This window comes from Sulfitobacter sp. TMED3 (assembly GCF_002167505.1).
In the GTDB taxonomy this organism is placed as follows: domain Bacteria; phylum Pseudomonadota; class Alphaproteobacteria; order Rhodobacterales; family Rhodobacteraceae; genus Sulfitobacter; species Sulfitobacter pontiacus.
Map to the genome: position 1 here is coordinate 1 of NZ_NHBI01000002.1, position 21743 is coordinate 21743.

Annotated in this window: 18 protein-coding genes; 6 read left to right on the plus strand and 12 right to left on the minus strand. The window is 55.5% G+C overall.

The features are described 5' to 3' along the window. Positions 1–448 precede the first annotated feature (448 nt). From CBB63_RS00075 to CBB63_RS00085, 3 genes are all read right to left on the minus strand, one after another. Positions 449–1387, minus strand: coding sequence for a DMT family transporter (locus tag CBB63_RS00075; RefSeq protein ID WP_114865631.1), 939 nt, complete (start codon positions 1385–1387; stop codon positions 449–451). 508 nt (positions 1388–1895) lie between these two features. Next, positions 1896–2666 (minus strand): alpha/beta hydrolase, encoded by a 771-nt coding sequence (locus tag CBB63_RS00080; protein ID WP_286697690.1) that lies wholly within the window; start codon positions 2664–2666, stop codon positions 1896–1898. A gap of 71 nt (positions 2667–2737) precedes the next feature. After that, positions 2738–3634 carry a LysR family transcriptional regulator gene (locus tag CBB63_RS00085; RefSeq protein ID WP_114865629.1) on the minus strand — a complete coding sequence of 299 codons (897 nt, stop codon included), beginning with the start codon at positions 3632–3634 and terminating at the stop codon, positions 2738–2740. A gap of 132 nt (positions 3635–3766) precedes the next feature. Here CBB63_RS00085 and CBB63_RS00090 point away from each other — a divergent pair, with 132 nt between their 5' ends. From CBB63_RS00090 to CBB63_RS00100, 3 genes are read left to right on the plus strand one after another with little or no spacing between them, the layout of a single operon-like run. Next, the gene (locus CBB63_RS00090) at positions 3767–4279 is read left to right on the plus strand and encodes a TRAP transporter small permease subunit (RefSeq protein WP_114865628.1); all 513 of its coding nucleotides are present in this window, start codon (positions 3767–3769) and stop codon (positions 4277–4279) included. Then, on the plus strand, positions 4276–5586 hold the full coding sequence (locus CBB63_RS00095) for a TRAP transporter large permease (RefSeq protein ID WP_114865627.1): 1311 nt from the start codon (positions 4276–4278) through the stop codon (positions 5584–5586). The genes CBB63_RS00090 and CBB63_RS00095 overlap by 4 nt, the downstream gene beginning before the upstream one ends. A gap of 28 nt (positions 5587–5614) precedes the next feature. Continuing rightward, entirely contained in the window at positions 5615–6727 is a 1113-nt protein-coding gene (locus CBB63_RS00100) for a C4-dicarboxylate TRAP transporter substrate-binding protein (RefSeq protein ID WP_254693868.1), read from the plus strand. 173 nt (positions 6728–6900) lie between these two features. Here CBB63_RS00100 and CBB63_RS00105 read toward each other — a convergent pair whose 3' ends face one another. From CBB63_RS00105 to CBB63_RS00145, 9 genes are all read right to left on the minus strand, one after another. After that, positions 6901–7494, minus strand: a complete 594-nt coding sequence (locus CBB63_RS00105) for a TetR/AcrR family transcriptional regulator (RefSeq protein ID WP_114865626.1) — start codon at positions 7492–7494, stop codon at positions 6901–6903. 27 nt (positions 7495–7521) lie between these two features. Next, positions 7522–9261, minus strand: coding sequence for an aldehyde dehydrogenase family protein (locus tag CBB63_RS00110; RefSeq protein WP_286697691.1), 1740 nt, complete (start codon positions 9259–9261; stop codon positions 7522–7524). After that, a complete protein-coding gene (locus CBB63_RS00115) occupies positions 9258–10880 on the minus strand; it encodes a long-chain fatty acid--CoA ligase (RefSeq protein ID WP_114865624.1) in 1623 nt (540 codons plus the stop codon). Before CBB63_RS00115 ends, CBB63_RS00110 begins: the two co-directional genes overlap by 4 nt. A gap of 76 nt (positions 10881–10956) precedes the next feature. Beyond that, on the minus strand, positions 10957–12684 hold the full coding sequence (locus CBB63_RS00120; protein WP_254693867.1) for a GMC family oxidoreductase: 1728 nt from the start codon (positions 12682–12684) through the stop codon (positions 10957–10959). A gap of 570 nt (positions 12685–13254) precedes the next feature. Continuing rightward, positions 13255–14178: a branched-chain amino acid ABC transporter permease gene (locus CBB63_RS00125; RefSeq protein ID WP_254693866.1), complete on the minus strand. Its 924-nt coding sequence runs from the start codon at positions 14176–14178 to the stop codon at positions 13255–13257. Positions 14179–14216: 38 nt separating this feature from the next. Then, positions 14217–15104 carry a branched-chain amino acid ABC transporter permease gene (locus CBB63_RS00130; protein ID WP_114865622.1) on the minus strand — a complete coding sequence of 296 codons (888 nt, stop codon included), beginning with the start codon at positions 15102–15104 and terminating at the stop codon, positions 14217–14219. Positions 15105–15177: 73 nt separating this feature from the next. Then, the gene (locus tag CBB63_RS00135; RefSeq protein ID WP_286697692.1) at positions 15178–16380 is read right to left on the minus strand and encodes an ABC transporter substrate-binding protein; all 1203 of its coding nucleotides are present in this window, start codon (positions 16378–16380) and stop codon (positions 15178–15180) included. Between the two features lie 42 nt (positions 16381–16422). Continuing rightward, positions 16423–17142 (minus strand): ABC transporter ATP-binding protein, encoded by a 720-nt coding sequence (locus CBB63_RS00140; RefSeq protein ID WP_114865620.1) that lies wholly within the window; start codon positions 17140–17142, stop codon positions 16423–16425. Next, the gene (locus CBB63_RS00145) at positions 17135–17884 is read right to left on the minus strand and encodes an ABC transporter ATP-binding protein (RefSeq protein WP_114865619.1); all 750 of its coding nucleotides are present in this window, start codon (positions 17882–17884) and stop codon (positions 17135–17137) included. The genes CBB63_RS00140 and CBB63_RS00145 overlap by 8 nt, the downstream gene beginning before the upstream one ends. 442 nt (positions 17885–18326) lie before the next feature. Between CBB63_RS00145 and CBB63_RS00150 the strand changes: the two genes are divergently transcribed. The 3 genes from CBB63_RS00150 (at position 18327) to CBB63_RS00160 (ending at position 21524) form a co-directional block, all read left to right on the plus strand. Continuing rightward, positions 18327–19301, plus strand: coding sequence for an ABC transporter substrate-binding protein (locus CBB63_RS00150; protein WP_114865618.1), 975 nt, complete (start codon positions 18327–18329; stop codon positions 19299–19301). 110 nt (positions 19302–19411) lie between these two features. After that, positions 19412–20449, plus strand: a complete 1038-nt coding sequence (locus CBB63_RS00155) for an ABC transporter permease (protein WP_114865617.1) — start codon at positions 19412–19414, stop codon at positions 20447–20449. Positions 20450–20459: 10 nt separating this feature from the next. Continuing rightward, entirely contained in the window at positions 20460–21524 is a 1065-nt protein-coding gene (locus CBB63_RS00160; RefSeq protein ID WP_114865616.1) for a quaternary amine ABC transporter ATP-binding protein, read from the plus strand. Positions 21525–21743: the final 219 nt, after the last annotated feature.

Below are 21743 nucleotides of genomic sequence, written 5' to 3' on the forward strand. Positions count from 1 at the left end.
AAAAGTGGACGACTTTTACGCCGCCCGCGACAACACTATGCCGTCGCTACCGTGGCCGAGTATTGCTCCGCCGTTCACAGCAGAAAAAGTCCTACCAACCCCAGTCCTACAAAAGCGCCAAACCCCGCGCGAAAGGCTTCAACGCTTGAAACCCGTGCGACGGCAGGGGCCAGTGACTTAACTAAATGCAATTTATCGCCTCCGACGGACTATGCGTAACGTCTCAGTACTTCGTCGCAGGATCAACCGGCAGTTTGCACAAAAACGGGCACTGACCCTAAACGGGTGCCAGATATAGAGCGCCGCTTCCGTTTGATATACCTTTGCATAACACGACCGTTCCGGGCGAGCTTATCTTGACGTAGGGTCGGCGTGTAGCCAAATCCGTCAGACGTTAGGATAACCGACCGGATTATCTACGGATCAGAGGTCGGCATATCGGTTCAGGCTAGCGATCGCGCCGCGTCTGAGTGCGTCGCACAGGCATGTTTGCGCGACGTTCCCGATGAAAGACGTACATGCCGGAGCCAAGAATGACGAACGTACCCAAAATAGTGATTTCATCGGGGACGTCACCAAACGCTAGAAAGCCAATCAATGTTGCGCCGAGAATTTCAAGATACTGGAATGGAGCCAATACGCTCGCTTCAGCTTGACTAAAGGCATAGGCAATTAGCAAGAACGTCGCTGCGGCTAGCACACCAGCGCCGGACAAGCCGAGCGCAATTTGCAGCGTAATCACCTCGATCATCGCGAAAAGGTCTGTTGTTGTCAGCATGATGATCGACAATGTGATGCTGGCGAAAACAGCTGAACCCAGCTGAAAACTAAGTGCAGACGCCACCCTCGTCGCACGGCGCGTGACGATCATGTTCAAGGCATAGGCTACGGCTGCGACCACGGGGAGGAAAACTGATGGCCCGAAGGTGGCAAAGTTCGGCCTTAGAATTAAGAGAACCCCAAGCATACCGACTGCGATGGCGACATATCGATGCGGGCCAGGTTTTTCCCCCAGCATAAAGCCCGCAAGAAGGGTGAGTAGTAAAGGTTCAACAAAAAAGATCGCAATGGCTGTGGCTATTGGCATAGTTTTGAAAGCTGCAATCAAACCGAGACTGACCACCGCAACACATTGCCCAGACATGAAAGACCATATGGAAAATGCCCGTCCGCTCAAGCGGCGGCGCATCACCAAAAATGCGCTTGCGAGTAATCCTGCCTGAATTATTGCGCGGAAAAATGCGATCTGAGCCGGGGCCAAGGTGCTCGTCAAAGATTTGGTAACCGCATCTCCCATAGGTAGAAGAAGCATTGCCAGCGACATGGCCATCATGCCCACAATCGAGGTGGACGGTTTATGCAGGGTAATCTGAGTAATTGCAGACATCACGAACTCCTTCGACGCAGTTTACGCTGCCTCTAAAGATCCGGGCGTTCAGGAATGGAACAAGAGGACGCATCGCGACGCCATCGCGAGCAGAAGATCACTTAGGATAAGGGAAGCTTTGTTGTCAACGGTGAAACACTCCCGCAAATCATGGGGACCAAAGGAAGAGGTGGCGGCTTGTTTGCACGGTTTTGAGCTACATTTTAAGCGGGTTTCCCCTCGGCTACGCCGCGGCGGAGATTGATTGTGATGTGTGATATGCCTGAGCATCCGCCTGCAGGAAGGGGTAATTCCATGTGCGGGTCATCAACCCGACGCATCACCTTAAGCGTCGCTGCGCTGGTCGAACTGCCCTACTAAGAAGTCGTTTCCAAAGAAAAGTCGCAGTATTTTACTAATATACACCAAAAACTTGACGGATTTCACCAAATATCAACGACCTATAAGGCTCGGCATCAACATCCAATCGTAGTTGCCACACTGCGGAAGCCGACAGTTATTGCACGATCTACCTTGATGAAAAGGTCAGGAAATCAGCGATCCTCGTGGCGATCAGCATACGATCATAATCCAATGTTGCGACATGATATGAGCGTTCCAACCAGCGAAGTTGAATATCGGCCGATCCCACCAAAGTCGCAATGCGATGACCGTTATCAGGATCCACGACATTGTCCCGTCGCGATTGCAGGATGAGCACTGGCTGTTGGATAAGCGGCAGCAAAGCGCCGGTTGTGTTCGTTAGCAGAAAACGCTCTTTCAGCGTGTCTCTCGGAATTTGATCATAGCATATTTCAGACATACCCGGCTCGGCGATATCCGATCCTATCCCCGCAACGAACTCCTGCCCGTCGGTGTCATAAAGCGGTGCTACGACCTCGGGCCGATAGAGGCCGGTCGATCCATTGATGCTGACAACGCCATGTATTTTGCTTGGCATCCGCGCAGCGAGGTTGAGCGATAAAGTGGCACCCAAAGAAAGCCCACCCACAATGATACGATCACATCGGGACGACAGGGTTTCCAACGCCGCTTCTGCGGATGCCACCCAATCGCGATGGCCCGTCTGAGCCAGGGCGCTAGGGGTCTTGCCATGGCCGACCAGCAGCGGACAATGCACAGTAACACCGCTCAGCGAATGTACGTGCTGCGCTACGTCGCGTACGCTTTGGGGGGTGCTTGTAAAGCCGTGAAAAAAGAGAAAGCCTACATCGCTGCCTTCGAGAAGGAAGGGCTGCGCCTCGGGCGCATCGAAGCGATTCATTGGGGCTTGTTTCATATTTGCATACATTCGCGCTATCACCCCGCTAAGCAAATAGACTTGCGGTATCGTCCGATAACTGGACGTGATCAAGCGAGTTGAGGAAAGTGGTTGCGAAACTGGCGCAGAAGGCTGGTATCGGCTTTGGTGCTCCAGGCCATAGAGATCGTTGCTTCTGCGTCCAGACCGTCAATCAGTGCAAGTTCCAGTGCGGCAGGAAGACTGTCGGCCATGCTCATAGGGAAAAACGTAACCCCGCGGCGCTCGGCCACGCGTTGCAATATCACCTGAACGTCCCAAGCCTCATCGACAACCACCGTGCTAAGGTTGGCCCGATCACAAGCGCTGTCGAGAAGCGCGCGCCAAGAACGCCAGTTCTCGCGCAGGCCCATAACAAAAGGCACGCCGTCCAAGTCCTTGACCCCTGCAGGTGCCTCTCCAGCAGGGGTAACGATACCGATGGACGAGCTCCAGACCGGCATCTGGTCAATCCCAGGAGCACCTACCGTAGGATGGGACAGCAGAAATCCAAGGTCGATCACGCCAGACTTCAAGTTTTTCAGCATGTTATCGGTAGACATCACATGCATCTCGACCTGCACCCCGGGGATACTACGATGAAAAGCGTCGAGTGCTTCGGAAATTTGGCGTGAAGCTGCGAGCGCGGAATATCCGACGATGATATGCCCGCGCGCACCCGCTGCATTTTGTCTTGATGCCCGGATCGTCCGCTCGAACTGCGCCACCGTCTGGCGCGCGTCATCAAGAAAGACTACCCCCTCGGGCGTAGGCACCACACGCGGCCCACTTCGATCGAAAATCCGGAAACCAAGATCAACCTCGGTGTCTTTCACCGCTTTCGAAATGGCTGGTTGCGCGATATTGAGCAGTTCAGCCGCCGCTCTGAACCCTTGCGCATCTGCCACGGCCAAGGCGTATCGCAGATGACGAAGGTCTAAGCGGGTGGGTTTCCTGCTGTCGTGCATTCACATGCTCCATGGTGATCGCGTTTCGCTATCACTCGATCAGCCATCGCTATTTGTCAACTGAACCTCGAGAGAGGAGGTTAAATCGGAAGTACGGGTACACATCCCGTCTTGGTATGGGGAGGAGGCCCGATGCTAAAGTTTTTCAACAGACTGTGCTCTTGGCTGATGTTCGTAGGTGGTTTCGGCGTCATTGCGATGATGCTGAACATCGTAGCTGATGTCATCGCAAAGCTGGTGTGGAATGCGCCGATCCAAGGCACGGTCGAAATGTCTTCCTACTATTATATGGTTGCGCTGGTCATGCTGCCGATGGCGTTTGTCGAGATGCAGGACCAGCAGATATCGGTTGATCTATTGTTCAATCACTTTCCGAACTGGCTTCAGAAGCTGGCCTTGTTCCTAAGCTGCATAGCCGCCGCGGCGATCCTTGTTGTTATGGCGTGGCGAACAGGTCTTGATGCGGTGCGGGCGCTGCGTGTGGGCGAAGTGGTCATGGGCGGACGCGAGGTCATCGTCTGGCCGTCACGGATGGTTTTGCCGCTCGGTTTTGGCCTTGCCAGTCTCGCTGCTTTTATACGCGCCGTCCTTGTGGTGCGCGGACAGCCTGTGACGCAATCGCAGCTAGATGGAAACATGTCATGAGTAACCTTTTGATCGGTTGGATCGGCGTAGGAGCCTTGTTTGGTTTGTTGGCCTTCCGGATGTCCATTGGCACGGCGCTTATGGCGGTGTCCTTTGTCGGCATTACTGTGATGTTCAACCTGCAAGCAGCACTTGGGATCGTGAGTGCGATGCCGTTCAACTTGATCGGGGATTGGTCGCTGACGGCGATCCCGATGTTTCTGTTTATGGGCTTTATTGCGGCCAATACCGGCCTGACTGCGGGCGCGTTTGATCTGTTGCGCGTTTTGTTGGCGCGAGTGCCGGGCGGGCTCGCTTCCGCGAGCGTTGGTGCCTGTGGCCTTTTCGCCGCGGCCTCGGGTTCGTCGATCGCGACAACCGCAGCGATGTCAAAGATTGCCGTGCCCGAGATGCTGAAAGCAAAGTACCATCCGTCGCTGGCCACAGGTGTTGTCGCGGCGTCGGGCACGCTTGGCTCGCTTATTCCGCCATCGATCCTGATGGTACTTTACGGCATCTTCACCGAGCAATCGATCGGCCAGCTGTTTATCGCAGGTGTCATTCCCGGCGTGCTATCGGCGTTTGTCTATATGGCAATGATTACCGTGCGTGCCACGGTGACGCCCGCGCTTGCACCCGCTGTCATTGAACGGGTTGATCGTAAAAAACTGCTGGGTCTGCTCTGGTCGGTCTGGCCCTTTCCTGTGCTGGTTCTGGGCGTCCTTGGCGGCATCTTCGGTGGATTTTTCACCCCGACCGAGGCGGGGGCCGTCGGGGCGTTTCTGGCTGCAACCGTCGCGCTGCTACGCCGCTCGCTCACGCGCAAGGCGTTGGCCGAGGCAATCCGCCAGACGACGCTGGCGACGTCTTCGATCTTCTTTCTGTCCATCGGCGCGGTGATGTTCACCCGGTTTATGGGGCTATCCGGTGTGCCACGGGCACTGACGGATATGATGCTATCGGTCTCTGACAACCAGTTCGTAATCATCCTTATGATCGCTGTGCTGTTCGTCATCCTGGGCATGGTAATCGACTCGATCGGCTTGATCCTGCTCACACTGCCTATCCTGCTGCCCGTGCTAGAAGCCGCCGACATCAACCTGATCTGGTTCGGCATCATTTGCATCAAATTGCTTGAGATCGGCCTTGTGACGCCGCCTGTCGGATTGAACCTTTACGTCCTACACAGCGCGCTATCGGGCGAGGTCAAGCTGCGCGACATCATCTCGGGCACCACGTGGTTCATTGCCATGGATATTTTGACCCTGTTCATCCTGATCGCCTTTCCCGCGATCAGCCTGTTCCTGCCCTCGCTCATGGCGCAGTGAAAACTTTTCAACCGGAGGAGACGACACAATGAAACTGAAGACATCCCTTTTGGCCCTCGCGGCCTGTGGCCTTGGCACTGCCGCCATCGCGCAAAACGCCAACCACTTCTTTGCCGAACGCCATTCGATGGTGCGCGGCCCCTACGTCGAGTTCGCCAAACGCGTGGCCGAGGAAACCAACGGGGACGTGAACTTTACCGTTTTCGCCGGTGGGTCGCTTCTGCCGCCGGCCGCATCCCTACAAGGCGTGCGGGATGGCGTTGCTCAAGTGACCTATCACGCCGGGACCTACACCCCGTCCGAACTGCCTGTCGCCAACCTGATCGGCAACTTTGCTTTTTATAACACCGATCCGATGGTCATGGCCTTTGCGTCGACTGAATTCGGCCTTACCAACGAGGCCGCACTGGCCGAGTGGAAAGAGAATGGCGTCGTTTTCGGCGGCGGCTATTCGACGTCGCAATATTACATGATGTGCAACACACCTGTCGCGACCTACGAGGACATTCAGGGCAAGCGTCTGCGCATGGCGGGCGGTGCCTGGTCACGCTTTGCCGAACATGTGGGCGCGGTACCCGTGTCGATCCCGTCAAGCGAGATGTACACTGGCCTCGACACAGGATCGCTTGATTGTGCGGTTGCGGCTGCGGATGCGTTGGATTCCTTTTCGCTTTCGGATGTGGTCACGCACATGAACACGTTGGCCGTCGGTAACTACTATGCCGGTTTCGAATGGGGCTATAACCCAGCGTTCTGGCAAGGCCTGTCGGAAGAGTCGCGCGACGTATTGTTTGACCAGATGGCATACTATCTTGCGCAGCACCGGGTCGAGTTCGACAAGGATGTTGATAAAGCGGTTTCCGCCGCCAAAGAAGGCGGCATGAAGATTTTCGAACCTGATCAGGCTCTGACGGAAGCGCTGGCGGAATTTGTAACCGCCGACGAGGCCGTGCTGATCGAGAACGCCAAGAGCCGCGGTATTGAGAACCCCGAAGCGCTGCTGGCAGACTACAAGCGCATCGTTGATCGCTGGGCTGCCCTGCTGGCGGATGTGGACCACGGCGATACCTATGCATTGGCAGCATTGGCCAAAGCAGAGATCTACGACAAGTTGGACCGGGCAAACTACGGTATGAACTAACCCACATATATTATGTACAGTCCCGAGGCGCTGCCACGGCGCCTCGGGGTTCCTACCGCCCTGCGACCTCATAGCGTTTTGATCCAAACGCTACCAGCAATGTAGACTGTCATTCGAAAGCGCGCAAATGATCAGAAGACTGTTTGCAGCATATGATGCAGACGCAGGTGGGGTTACCCGGCAGCGGCTTTGAGCACCTCGGTCATTTCCTCCAACTCACGCGGGCGACCAGAAACGCTCAACTGCAGCAGATATCGAAAAGCGCCGTCGAAACGCAGATAAAGAAGTTCCTTGGCTTTGCGCTCAGAGGCTATCGGATTCATCATCTCGATCAGCTGTTCTTCAATCTCGTCAACGACGGGAACGAAAGCTTGGTCAAATAGCGCTTGGTTTCGAATGTCGTACCAAAGCCGATGAAGCTCGGCTTCGGTACTGATCGTTTCTGCCAAAGCAGTACAGAACGCTGTCTTGATGCGATCTGGGTTGGAAATACCACTGACAGATGCAGAAATTATTTTGGCAAACTCGCTTTTGTACTGTCGCACACAGTAGATCAGAAGCTCGTCCTTATCCTCAAAATAGTAGTGCAGACTGCCAAGCGACATTTCTGATTGCGACGCAATATCACGCAGGGTCGTACGGGCATAACCATAAAGCTTAAGCGCGCTGATCGCACTTTGCGCAATCTCGCGTTTGCGGTTCTCACGCTTGCGGGCCTTATTCGCTTTTCGGTCCGCAAGCTTACCTGTTTGGGTCATGTCGTTCATCGGGCACTCACATTTGTCCCTGCCGACCTAGCCCAAAAGGGCGTGAAAGAAAATACGCGGCAGCTTGAACCAGCTGGGTTTGTACTGAAACCGGGTCAGCAAGCGACCGATATGATGCTGACGCTTGTTGGACACAAACCAGGGCGGCCGGGGCAGCAGGCTCATCCCGCCGGATAACAGATTGCGCGGGAAGGGGCGGAACGGGGCCTCGATCACCGTGCGTTCAACGTTTTCAAGCATGAAGGTATTGTGGACGGTGCCCACACCAGACTGGACGTGTTGCAAGGTTGCGCCAGCAAAGCCGCCCCAGGGACAGGCAGTCACCAGAAAGGCAAGGCCGGACCACGCATTGATCGCAATCGCGCCATAGCGGAATTCGGCGGTGATCTCTTCGAACCGTTTACGGCCCATGGCGCGGATCGTGGCAGGGTGGATGATGATATTGCCGCCCAATGTGCCATAGAGCGTGTCATTCGCCCATTTAATCGCTTCGATCAGATAGGTTTCGGCATCTTGTGCCTCGATATGCATGACACCAAGCGCAGATGTGAAGACTTCGGTCTGGGCCAGCCAATCGCTATCACCCTCGGCCATATCGGCAAGATAAAGCGGAGCCACATCCGCCCCACGATCCAGCTTTTGCGGGTTTTCGGCATGATCGACAAAAGCCTGTTGGCGATCTTCGGCACCGGGATAATAAGCGGCCCGTTTGGTGTGTTTGGCCATCACATCGGCGACGTTCCCCATCAGCTCGGCTGTCTTATCCCAGCCTTTCGGCAAAATAAGGCTCTGCACCGCGACACAGTTAAAGCCACCGTTATGCAGTTTCATGGTGGCGATGTTTTCCGCCTGAAAGCGCAAGTCCGCCTTGGTCCACGGGCCTGGTACGACGATGGTGGGGCAAACGGCACCAAGCTCGGATGTCATGTGTCGGGTGTTTTTCGGCGTGTTGGCGGCCTTGTTCTTCTCGCCTTCCTCGCCTGGACCCCAGACGATCAGATCATGGGTGGCGCGCGCACCGGTGATGTGGATTTCCTCGACCAGCGGATGCGTCGTAAGATAGGCCCCCGCTGGACCATCGCCACGATGGATACGTAGTGCGTCGCGGTCGATCAGCGGCTTCAGGGCGGCCTGCAAAGGCTCGGTCAGGTAGTCGTTGACGGGGTTCATTTTAAGCAAGACCACCTGGTTTTCCAGAAAGAGCTTCTGGAAAGCATCCAGCGGCGTGATCGCGGCGATATTGCCGGCGCCCAGAACCAGCGCGACCTTGCCACGCCGTTGGTCTGCCGGAATATCATAGGCTGATGCAGCGTTGTTCTTGAGGTTGGCGGGGGTCACGCCTTTTTGCATCCAGACATCCGCATGCACGCCCGAAATCAACAGCCGGTCCCAGATTGAATGTGGCACAACGCGCACGGCGGTTTGGCCGCTTGGCAGGCTGCGTTTCTTTAGCCCGTCCAGAAAGGTTTTGCCTTCCATCTGCGACAACGTATCGATCAGACCGTTGCAGCAGGACATGACGGCATAGGGCCCCGATGTCCATTCCTCCCCCAAGAGAGGGGAGCCTTGCGGGATGCCCTTGGCCTTACCCGCCGCATCGACCCATTCCTCGGCGACGCGCATCAGATTGTCTTTGACTGCCTGCAATACCGCGATGCGTTCGTCCAGCGAGGTTCGCGCCCAACGGTCCTTCGCCGCGTCGAGGGCTTTTAGTTCGACGTCATAGGCTGCTTGCAGATCGGGGGTGAAGTTACTTTGATGTTTCATGCGGCTCCCTCCAGAAGGACGTTCGCGTAGGTCTCGCGTAGTTTGAGTTTCACCACTTTGCCCGTGGCACCTAGGGGCAGTTCATCGACAAAGATCACCCGATCCGGCACCTGCCAGCTGGCGACTTTGCCGTCGTAGGTTTTCAGAAGCTCCGCTTCGGAGACGTCACCGGATTTGACCGCGATCAGGATCGGACGCTCGTCCCATTTAGGGTGATGGGCAGCGATGGCGGCGGCATTTGCGATCGCCGGATGACCGATTGCGATGTTTTCAAGCTCGACCGTAGAGATCCATTCGCCGCCGGATTTGATGATGTCCTTTGAACGGTCTCGGATCACCATGAAACCATCCGCGTCAATCGTGGCGACATCGCCAGTGTCGAACCAGCCATCGGGGGTCAGCGCCGAGTCTTCTTTGTTAAAGTAGCTGTGAACCACCCAAGGACCGCGCACCTGCAGGTCGCCCTGTGTTGCCCCGTCTTCGGGCAGTACATTCCCGGACTCATCTACCAGCCGGATTTCTACCCCGTAAACAGAGCGGCCCTGGCCCACGCGAATGTCGGTTTGCGCTTCGGTCGACAGACCCTCGTGGCGCTGCAGCAGACGGTTGACCGTCGCGAGGGGGCTGGTCTCTGTCATGCCCCACGCTTGAATCAATTCGACATCATATTTGTCACGGAACGCCGTATACATCGACGGTGGCATCGGTGCGCCACCGACAATAGTGCGGGTCAGGCTTGGCAGTTTAGAGCCGGATTTCTCCAGCGCCGCCAATAGCCCCATCCAAATTGTGGGCACGCCAAAGGCAGCAGTCACCTGTTGTGTGTCGATCAGGTTGGCCAGGCTGTCCCCATCCAGCCCCGGACCCGGCAGCACCAGTTTTGCACCAGCCGACGCCGCAGTATAGGGCACGCCCCACGCATTGACGTGGAACATTGGCACAACCGGCATCACCGTATCACAGGCCGAGATCGCAAGCCCGTCGGGCTGGTTGCCCACGAGCGCATGAAGCAAGGTCGACCGATGGGAATAAAGCACGCCTTTCGGGTTTCCCGTGGTTCCGGATGTGTAGCAAAGCGAAGAGGGCTGGCGTTCATCGAGTTCGGGCCAGACAAAATCCGGGTCTCCGTCAGCGATCAATTCATCATAGAACTGCAGCCCGTCAAGCATCTGGGCCGCCTCGTCGTCCCGTGGTCCCAGCAGAACGTAGTGCTCGACCGTATCAAACCGGTCCTTCAAGTTTGCCACAGCGGGCAGGAAGGTTCGGTCAAAGAACATCACCCGATCTTGCGCGTCATTGGCGATATAGACCATCTGGTCGGGATGCAGACGCGGATTGAGGGTATGGCAGATGAAGCCTGCACCCGAACTGCCAAAGTAAATCTCGAGGTGCCGCCGGTTATTCCATGCGATGGTGCCGCACCGGGTTTCCTGCGGCAGGCCCAGTTTGGTCAGTACCGAACCCAAGCGCCGCGCATTCTTGGCAACCTCTTGCCAGTTTGTGACGTCTACTGCGCCTGAAGTTTCAACCGAGACAATTTCGGTGCGCCCGTGGCAGCGGGCTGCGTGATCGATAAGGGAAGAGATCAGCAACTGCTGGTCCATCATTTTGCCAAGCATAGAGTGGCTCCGTAATTTTGAGACGATATGGGGGCTCGCGACCTCGGTCGCCCGAGGTCGCGAGGGGTAAGTCAAGTTAGGCCCGGATTAGATCAGAGCACTTTTCGCCAATCATGATGGCGGCAGCATTGGTGTTGCCATTGACGATCGTCGGCATGATAGACGCATCCGCGACGCGCAGCGCGTCGATCCCATGAACCTTTAGATCGGCGCCGACCACAGCCATGTCATCGGACCCCATTTTACAGGTGCCCACAGGGTGATAGATCGTCTGGATATTTGCCCGCAAATAGGCTCGAATTTCGTCATCGGTTTGAACATCCACCCCCGGAAAGCGCTCTTCGCCACGGAAATCATCCAGCGCAGGGGAGCTCATGATCTTACGCGCGATCTTGACCCCCTCGACCAGAATTTCCAGATCTTGAGCTTCGGCAAGAGCATTCGGGTTGATCAGCGGCGCATCCTCTGGGTTGGCTGACGCGAGCGTGATTTCACCAACTGACTTCGTCCCAACGAGGCTCGGCATGATGGTAAAGCCTTCGCTGTCCGTTGGATTGCCAGCACCGTCCGAGATGAACCAGGTAGGGGCAAAATGAAACTGAAGATCAGGGGCAGGGGCGTCCGGCATAACCGTCAGATATCCGCCTGCTTCGCCAATATTCGACGTGAGCATTCCCATGCCCTTGGCGAGCAGTTCCGCCTGCTCAGGCTCAGTCGCATGGGCGAGGGTTACGGGTTGCGTGCAGACATGGGCAACCGGTGCCATCAGGTGTTCCTGAAGGTTCTGACCAACACCGGGGAGGTCATGAACCACCTCGATCCCCAGCTCTGTCAGGGCGCTGCGTGATCCAATGCCCGACAGCATCAAAATCTGGGGTGAGCCGATCGATCCTGCCGACAGGATGACTTCAGCCTCCGCCATGACCTCATGCATCTCGTCGCCTGCTTTAAACCGCACACCGACGCAGCGGCCATTTTCGACAAGGAGCTTGTGCACATGGGATTCGGCCTGAATCGCGAGATTGTCGCGCGTTAGGGCAGGGTGCAAGAAAGCGACGGCCGTCGAATTTCGCATCCCGTCTTTTTGCGTGACCTGATACAGGCCGAACCCTTCCTGCTCTGTGCCCGCATTGAAATCGGGCTGCGCTGGATAGCCCGCCTCTACAGCGGCATCGACCATCGCGAGCGTCACAGGGTTAGGGTCGCGCAGGTCCGCTACGTTCAGCGGGCCACCTGTGCCGTGATGATCACCGGCACCGCGTTCGTTATTTTCCGACCGCTTGAATAGAGGCAGGACATCTGCGTGGCTCCAGCCGGGGTTTTCTGCCCCCCAAGCATCATAACAGATCGGATTGCCCCGCTTGTAGATCATCGCATTGATCGAGCTTGACCCACCAAAAACTTTTCCTCGGGGCATATACAGTTGAATATCGGCGGAATGCTTTTGGGGCGTGCTGCGGTAAGCCCAGTCTAGCGGGGTCTGAAATAGATTTGGAAAGGCAGCAGGAATGTGGATAAACTGGTTTTCATCCGCAGGCCCTGCTTCAAGCACGAGCACGTTCTTGTCCGGGTCCTCCGACAGGCGCGCCGCAAGGGCACAACCCGCAGAGCCGGCACCGATAATGATGTAATCATATTTTTCGGCTGCTTGCGCCTTGGCATGGCTGGCCCCTAGTGCAAGAGGTGCCGCAGCGGCCACCCCGAGTGCTGCGCTTTTGCGCATAAAGTCACGCCGCGAAATACGGCCTGCGTCAAATTCCTGTGCAACGGCTGCGTATCTTGTCTGGTTCTTTTCGCTGTTCATGATCGACTCCTCCCAAGTCATTTTCATCAAGGACTGCCCCTCCACTGGCGACCCTTGATACTACCGGGCATCTGAACAGACGAACTGGTCATTTGTCCAGTATTTTATGATTTGCATCTCTGAGCAGGTAATTAATTAGCATTAACAGACAGTTGCGATATCTAAGGCTGATGAAGTCATACCCCGTCGACTCTGCGATTTCGCGGATCTCTTAGAATTTCACACAACGAACTCCACAATTTCCGGCTTCGCTTATTATGCCGGGCTACGTGAAGCGAAGTGTATTAACCGCTCGGCAACGGCGGTAAATATGGCTAATTTCAGCCGTCATCTAGACCGCACGGGCCGGTAGGTTGCAAATGCAGTGCGCATCTTCAGGTCGGGCCTTCGGCCGTTCGGAGATGTTCAACGTGCCGGTGCCAAAAAGAATTGAGCCTGCTGCAGCCCAGTCGACCTAGCGTATAAAATTCGTAGCTATGACATGGCAAAGCAGAAATTCTCAAAAGCGAGGAGGGGTAATAGTTCCTTCGCTTTTGAAGTTGGGAAGGCCAAAAACGTCCTAAGCCGCGATTACAAAGGCTTTTTAAACCAACGAGCCAAGACCCCAACGATGCCCTCCCGGAACATCAAAACGCCGATGACGAAAATCACACCTTGGATGATCGTGACCCATGCGCCGAAAGTTGCCAGATAGTTCTGCATGGTGACGATAAGCCCTGCGCCTACAAGGGGCCCAAAGATCGTACCCATGCCGCCCAGCAGAGTCATCAGAACGACCTCTCCTGACATGGACCAATGCACGTCCGTTAGAGAAGCCAACTGGAATACCTGCGATTTCGTGGCCCCCGCGACCCCCGCCATCGTCGCGGACAAAGTGAAAACGATAAGTTTGTACCGGTTGACGTTGTAGCCCAAAGAAATTGCACGGGGTTCGTTTTCGCGGATCGCCTTGAGCACTTGGCCGAAGGGGGAATGCACAATGCGGTACAAAAACAATATCCCGCCAAAGGTGACGGCGAGAACGAAGAAATAGAGCGCTAGGTTGTCGGACAGGTCGAAAAGCCCGAACAGGGCACCGCGCGGAACGCCCTGAATGCCGTCTTCGCCGCCGGTAAAGTCTGTCTGAAGCGCGGTAAAATAGACCATTTGTGCAAAGGCCAGCGTTACCATCGCAAAATATATGCCTTGCCTGCGGATCGCCAGTGACCCGATGACAAAACCCAAACCGCCTGCCGCCGCTGCACCGCAAAGAACGGCCAGCTCTGGTGTCAGACCCCAGACCTTGGCCGCGTGCGCCGCAACATAGCTGGCACCCCCAAAATACGCGGCATGTCCGAACGACAACAATCCGCCGAAGCCCAGCAAAAGGTTAAAGGCCGCGGCGAAGAGAGCGAAACACATCACCTTCATTGCAAACACGGGGTAGACGAAAAATGGCAGCACGATCAGCGCGGCCAGAAGCACCCCAAAGATGATCTTATGAAGTGTTGGCATGCCTGTAGCTTCGCCTTTGGTTTTGTCAGCCATTGCCACTATGCGGTCCTCCCGAACAGACCTTCAGGTTTGATCATCAAAACGATTGCCATGATGACGAAAATAACGACGGCTGAGCCCTCGGGGTAAAACACCCGCGTCAATCCTTCGACGATACCAAGCATATAGCCCGTGACGATGGCCCCCATGATGGAGCCCATCCCACCGATCACAACGACGGCAAAAACCACGATAATAAGTTGTTCGCCCATTGTCGGGTTCACGGAATAGATCGGGGCAGCCAAGACGCCAGCAAATCCAGCCAGCGCGACACCAAACCCGTAAGTCAGCATCACCATCAGCGGAACGTTCACGCCAAATGCGCCTACAAGCGTCGGATTTTCGGTCGCAGCGCGTAGATAGGCACCCAAACGCGTCTTCTCGATGGCGAACCAGGTGGCAAAGCACACAAGAACAGACGCGACAACGACCCATGCGCGATAGTTCGGCAGGAACATAAACCCAAGGTTCTGCCCACCCGAAAGCACAGCAGGGATTTGATAGGGTAATCCCGAGATGCCGTAATAGTTGCGGAACAGGCCCTGAATGATCAACGCCAACCCAAATGTCAGCAGCAGGCCATAGAGGTGATCCAGATGGTATAGGCGCGACAACATGGTGCGTTCGATGACGACACCAAAGACACCCACGATCAGCGGTGCCACGAACAAAGCGGGCCAATAGCCAATGCCCAGATAATTCAATAGCATCCACGCGACAAAGGCACCTGCCATGTACAACGCGCCATGGGCAAAGTTGATGATGTTCAGAAGGCCAAAGATAACCGCAAGGCCCAGCGATAGAACCGCGTAAAACGACCCGTTGATCAGGCCAAGCAAAAGCTGTCCTAAAAGAACCTGCGGCGGCACTCCCAATAACTCAAACATATCCTGGCCCTATAGTGGTGTGGAAAGAAACATCCATCCCACCAGCACGGTGGGATGGAAAATACGCGATGCGTTACTTCTTGGAGAAGTCGCACTCTTCAAGCATGGGCAAGAATGCCTCTTCGCCACTGATGGAGGAAATCTCTTTGTAAAGATCCCATTCGCCGGTCGACTCATCAGGTGTTTTGACTTCGAAAAGGTACATATCGTGCAGCGCACGACCGTCGGCACGCACTGTCACTTTGCCGAACAGTGGGTCTTCGATGTCCATTGCTTTCATCTTGTCGACGATCGCTTTGCCATCTTCGGCACTACCCAGTTCTTTCACGGCCGCAAGATATGCCATTGTAGAAGAATAAACACCGGCCTGTACCATGTTGGGCATGGAACCATGCGCTTCCATAAAGCGGTCCGACCATGCGCGTGTTTCATCGTTCTGGTCCCAATAGAACGCTTCCGTCAGCGACAGGCCTTGGGCTGTTTGCACACCCAAAGCATGGACATCGTTGGTGAACATAAGCAAAGCAGCTAGCTTTTGACCGGCTTGCGTGATCCCAAATTCAGATGCTTGCTTGATGGAGTTCACGGTATCGCCGCCGGCGTTTGCCAGGCCGATCACATCAGCGCCACTGCCTTGTGCTTGCAGCAAGAAAGACGAGAAATCCTGGTTCGGGAACGGCACATTGACCTGGCCCACAACCTCGCCACCGTTGGCCTCAACAACCGCCGAGGTGTTTTCTTCAAGCGAGTGACCAAAGGCGTAGTCTGCGATCATGAAGAACCACTTTTTACCACCTGCATTGGTCAACGCCGCACCGGTGCCATTGGCAAGGGACGCTGTGTCATATGTCCAGTGCACGGACGTCGGGCGACATTGTTCGCGGGTCAAAGCCGTTGAACCGGCACCCGAAATCAAGAATACGCCGTTGTTTTCAGCGGTGATGTCGGCCACAGCCAGCGCAACCGAGGATGTCGGCACGTCGAGGATCGCGTTTACACCATCTACATCATACCATTGGCGCGTGATGTTCGAACCGATGTCGGGCTTGTTCTGGTGGTCAGCAGAGATGATTTCGACGTTCATCCCATTTTCGGCAGCTTTGAAATCTTCGACCGCCATGCGTGCCGCCACAACCGAGCCTTCGCCGGACAAATCGGCATATACGCCGGACCGGTCATTGAGCACGCCGAGCTTGACGCTGATGTCTTGCGCCAGTGCGGGTGCTACAGTCATCGCGGCGAATACCGCGGTGCTGATAACAAGATTCTTGGTCATAAATTACCCTCCTGATTACGACGCCTAAGCGTCCTGTTTTCCCTACACGCCCAGATAGTCGTGAAGCTTCTGGGCGTTTTCCTCCAGTTGGTCGTTGGGGATCATGTCAACGACCTTCCCCTGATCCACAACGTAATGCCGGTCTGCGACGGAGGCCGCAAAACGGAAGTTCTGTTCTACCAGCACGATTGTGAAACCTTCGTCTTTAAGCGCTTTGATGGTGTGCCCGATCTGCTGGACGATCACCGGTGCCAACCCTTCCGTCGGCTCGTCAAGCAGCAGGAACTTGGCCCCTGTGCGCAAGATCCGCGCGATCGCCAGCATTTGCTGTTCGCCACCTGATAGCTTGGTGCCCTGACTGCTTTTGCGACGCTCGTACAAATTCGGAAACAGATCATAAATCCGCTCGACGCTCAGTCCGCCGTCGGCAATGCGCGGCGGCAACATGAGGTTCTCTTCGACGCTCAAAGACGAGAATATGCCGCGTTCTTCGGGGCACAGAGCCATGCCAAGCCGCGCAATCTGTCGGGGCTGCAGGCTGATCATCTCTGTGCCGTTAAAGGTGATTGATCCGGCGCGTTTGGCCAAGATACCCATGATGGCCAAAAGGGTAGATGTCTTGCCAGCGCCATTGCGGCCAAGCAACGTCACGACTTCGCCCTGGCGTACCTCAAAGTCGATACCGTGCAGCACGTGGCTTTCGTCGTACCAGCCCCGCAGATCTTGGACTTTTAACAATACATTGGACAGGGGTTCAGTCATGGTTGGCTCCGATGTAGGCTTCGATCACTTCGGGCGCTTTAGATATCTGTTCGTATGTCCCCTCAGCCAGAATTTCGCCGCGCGCGAGGACAGTGATATGATCTGAAAGTTCAGCCACAACCGACAGATTGTGTTCGACCATCAGCACGGTGCGGTTCTCAGCAATTCGGCGGATCAACTGCGAGATCCGCTCGACGTCTTCGCGGCCCATACCGGCCATAGGTTCATCCAAAAGCAACATGTCTGGGCTAAGCGCCAGCGTGGTCGCAATCTCTAGCGCGCGCTTTCGGCCATAAGGCAATGATGCGGCACGTTCGTCTGTAAGATCGCTCAGTCCAACCTCGGCGATGTAGTCGCGGGCTTGGTCGTCGAACTTTGACAAAATACGGTCAGACCGCCAGAAATCATAGCTTTCCCCGCGGGCTCGCTGCAACGCTACACGGACATTCTGCAAAACCGTAAGATCGGGAAAGATCGCCGAGATTTGGAAGGACCGCACCATGCCGAGACGCGCAATCTCTGACGGCATCATCCGGGTGATGTCGCGCCCCTCGTAGGTTATCTGACCACGGGTAGGCTGCAGGAATTTTGTCAGCAGATTAAAGCACGTGGTTTTGCCCGCACCATTGGGGCCAATCAGCGCATGAATCGTGCCTTTCTTGACCGAAAGATCGACATTATTGACAGCGATGAAACCCTTGAACTCTTTGGTCAAGCCCTTCGCTTGTAGCGCTATAGTCATTGCTCCCCTCCCAAGGTCAATTCCCAGCAACGCTCACTAAGAGCTTAGTTTAAGAAGATGTCAAATGGGTGTTTCATTTTTTTTGAACGACCGGTCAGAAACCAATAGTCAAAGCGCAGTGTCACAGTTCATTTAACCGTGGCTATAGGGCGGTTTTTTCGTTTGTCCTGCAATTTTCTAACGTTCGCAGCGTTTTGCATTGAAAACTGGCAATCTGGCAGAACTCCCCTGATGATCGGGTTGCAAACCGAGACCACCGTAGTAGGATCCCGCTGAAGCACAAATTGACGCGACATATCATCCCGTTGAAAGCTGTATGGGGCACTGGATCTTGTACCTGTTTCTAAGGTCGGACCGGTGCATATGCCCGTGACGACGCTTTGCCGGCCCGCGCGATAAAGTCGCGGCCGCTAAATTGAATGAACGAATAGGAGTTTCTACTATGAACCGCTACATCCTTAGCGCTGCGCTGGCCGCTGTCACCATCCCAGGTGCCGCATTGGCGAATGAAGACTGCGGCGAGATCACCATCGCCGAGATGAACTGGGCCTCTGCCGGTGTTGTTGTGGCTGTGTCCAACTTCCTGCTCGAGCAAGGGTATGGCTGTGATGTCACAATCGTCCCGTCCGACACCACGCCCGCCGTGACCTCGCTTTCCGAGAACAATGAGCCCGATATCGTGCCGGAGCTTTGGCCAAACTCGGCCGGTGACGCCTATGAAAAAATCAAGGCTGACGGTAAGATCGTTGAATTGACCAGCGTTCTTGAACCCGGCGGTGTCGAAGGCTGGTGGATCCCGACGTATCTGGCCGAAGCGCACCCCGAGCTGAAAACCATCGAAGGTGTGATGGCGAACCCCGAGTTGGTCGGCGGCATGTTCAATAACTGTCCCGATGGCTGGGGCTGCCGGATTGTGAACGACAACCTGATCCGCGCGATGGATCTGGAAGGCTCGGGCATCGAAGTCTTCAACCACGGTTCGGGCGAAACGCTGGCCACGTCGATGGCATCGGCCGTGCAAAGCGAAGAGCCTTGGTTTGGCTACTATTGGGGACCCACCACACCACTGGGCAAGTTCGACATGACCAAGGTCAGCCTTGGCGAAGAGATCGAGGCAGCACAAAAAGCTAACGCGAATGCTGATTCCGCGGACGCGGCCGTTACCGAATTTGCCACGGCACCCGTCTTGACAGTTGTTACCAAGGATTTCCAAACCTCCCACCCAGAGGTTACCGAGCTGATGTCCAAGGTACAGTTCGAAACGGACCAGATGAGCAGCCTGTTGGCATGGATGGACGAGAACAACGCCAGCAGTGAAGAAGCCGCTGTCTACTTCCTGACAAACAACACCGAAATCTGGAAAGACTGGATCAACGACGACGCGCGCGCAAAGCTGTCCGCGCTTCTTGGCGATTGATCTGAAACGACACTTTGGGGCGGTCCGGTGCATCAAGCACCGGGCCGCCTTTTCTAGGTAATCGACTTTAAAGAACGAAGGGCAGATGCAATCGCCCTCACGGGGGATGCATGGCAACATACGATTTTATCTTCGACAAACTCGGCTTGCGCGATTGGTGCGGCGGCAGAGTTGGCGGCGATGGCACCCCGATGTCGATGGCTGAACTGCTGGGCAAAACAACCGGCACTGCAGACGAGGTTTCGGCATGGGACACACCGTTTCCATCGCTCGACAATCTGCACGATGCCTGCGACGCAATCCCGCAGTCGCGCGACCTGACCACTGGCCTTGAAAGCGGGTTCTTGAACATCAAGGACAGTCTGAAAGTCGTCGTCGACCCCCTCACACAACCTCTTAGCTGGGCGCTGAACGAAATGCTCTGGGTGATGCAGGCGGTGCCGTGGTGGATCATGATCCCACTGTTGATGCTGATCACCTTTGTGGTCGGACGGTCGCTCAAGCTGGTCGGACTTGTAGCGCTTTGTTTCGGGTTTCTCGCGTTTGTCGATTACTACGATTACACAATGCAAACGCTCGCGATCATTTTCGTCTGCGCCTTCATATGCGTGCTTCTTGGCGTGCCGATAGGGATTGCGATGTCACGCAGTGACCGCACCCAACGGATTATGATCCCGATCCTCGACATGCTGCAAACCCTGCCGCCTTTTGTGTATCTGATCCCGCTTATCTTCCTCTTTTCGGTCACAGAGCCAAAGCTGTATGGGATCGCGATTATTCTCTATGCCATCGTGCCCGTCGTCCGACTGACCGACCTGGGCATCCGCCTTGTCGATAAGGATGTGATAGAGGCAGCCGACGCCTTCGGCATGACAAGCCGCCAAAAACTATTCGGGGTGCAAATACCGCTGGCGTTGCCCAACATTATGGCCGGCGTGAACCAGACAATTATGATGAGCCTCGCAATGGTCGTAATCGCTTCGCTGGTGTCCGCACCGGGGCTTGGGGTGCTGGTTCTGCGCGGTATTCGCAGCCTGGAACTGGGCGTCGGTCTGCTCTCGGGTTTGGGGATCGTACTGCTTGCAATCATTCTTGATCGGGTGACTAAAGCAGCACTTGCACGCATCAATGCCGGCCAGGCAGAATAAGGAAACGGACATGTCAGACGATATTAAAATCAAAATCCGGAACCTGTATAAAATTTTCGGCGATGACCCGAAAGCAGCGCTAGAGCATGTAAAGAATGGCATGGGAAAGACGGAGCTGCTGGCCGAGCATAACCACGTGCTGGGTCTTAACGACATCAACGTTGATATACCCGCCGGCAAGACCACGGTGATCATGGGGCTATCGGGATCGGGGAAGTCGACCCTGATCCGACACCTGAACCGGCTGATCGACCCGACCGCTGGCGAGGTGTTGGTCGATGGCGAGGATATCTTGTCTTATAATGACAAACAGCTGCGTGACTTGCGGCAACATCGAATGTCGATGGTGTTCCAGAAATTCGCGCTGTTCCCCCACCGGACTGTTCTGGAGAATACTGGCCTCGCGCCGTCAATCGAAGGGCAAAGCCTGAAGAAGTACGAAAGCGAAGCACAAAAATGGCTCGCCCGTGTTGGCCTTGAGGGGCAGGGCGATCAATATCCGCATCAGCTGTCCGGCGGGATGCAGCAACGTGTCGGCATCGCCCGCGCATTGACTAGCAATTCTGACATCATGCTGATGGACGAGGCATTTTCAGCACTGGATCCACTGATCCGTACCGATATGCAAAACCTACTGATTGAACTGCAAGACGAGTTACAAAAGACCATCGTCTTCATCACTCACGATCTAGATGAATCCCTCAAGCTCGCGGACCATCTGGTTATTCTGAAAGACGGTTTTGTCGTCCAACAAGGTGAGCCCCAGCATATTCTTTTGAACCCCTGCGACCCGTACATCGAAGATTTTGTCAGCGACATCAACCGCGCGCGCGTTTTGCGCGTCCGGTCCGTCATGCGTAAGACCACAGAAACAACGGGAGATATTAGCGGCGAAGTCGATCACAACGACAACCTAGAATCGCTTATCGAGAAGTCCGGCGGCGACACGACCAACCGCTATCGTGTAATGAAAGAAGGCCAGCAAGTTGGCACCTTGGAAATGGCGGATCTGGTACGCTCTTTGGTGCCGCAAGGCGGGTCGTCCGATCCCGACGCTGCACGGCGAACCGGATAATTCTATTTCCCGATCGCAACATGATACGACGTCGCAAATCTCGCATGCGGCAAAACGGGACGTGCTTGGTGTTTTAACAGGTGCCTTACGATGGCAGGCTTTTGATACCCCGCGAACGCCTGTGAACGGCGGAGCAATACTCGGCCACGGTAGCGACGGCATAGTGTTGTCGCGGGCGGCGTAAAAGTCGTCCACTTTTGCCCTTTCGGATTTCGGGAG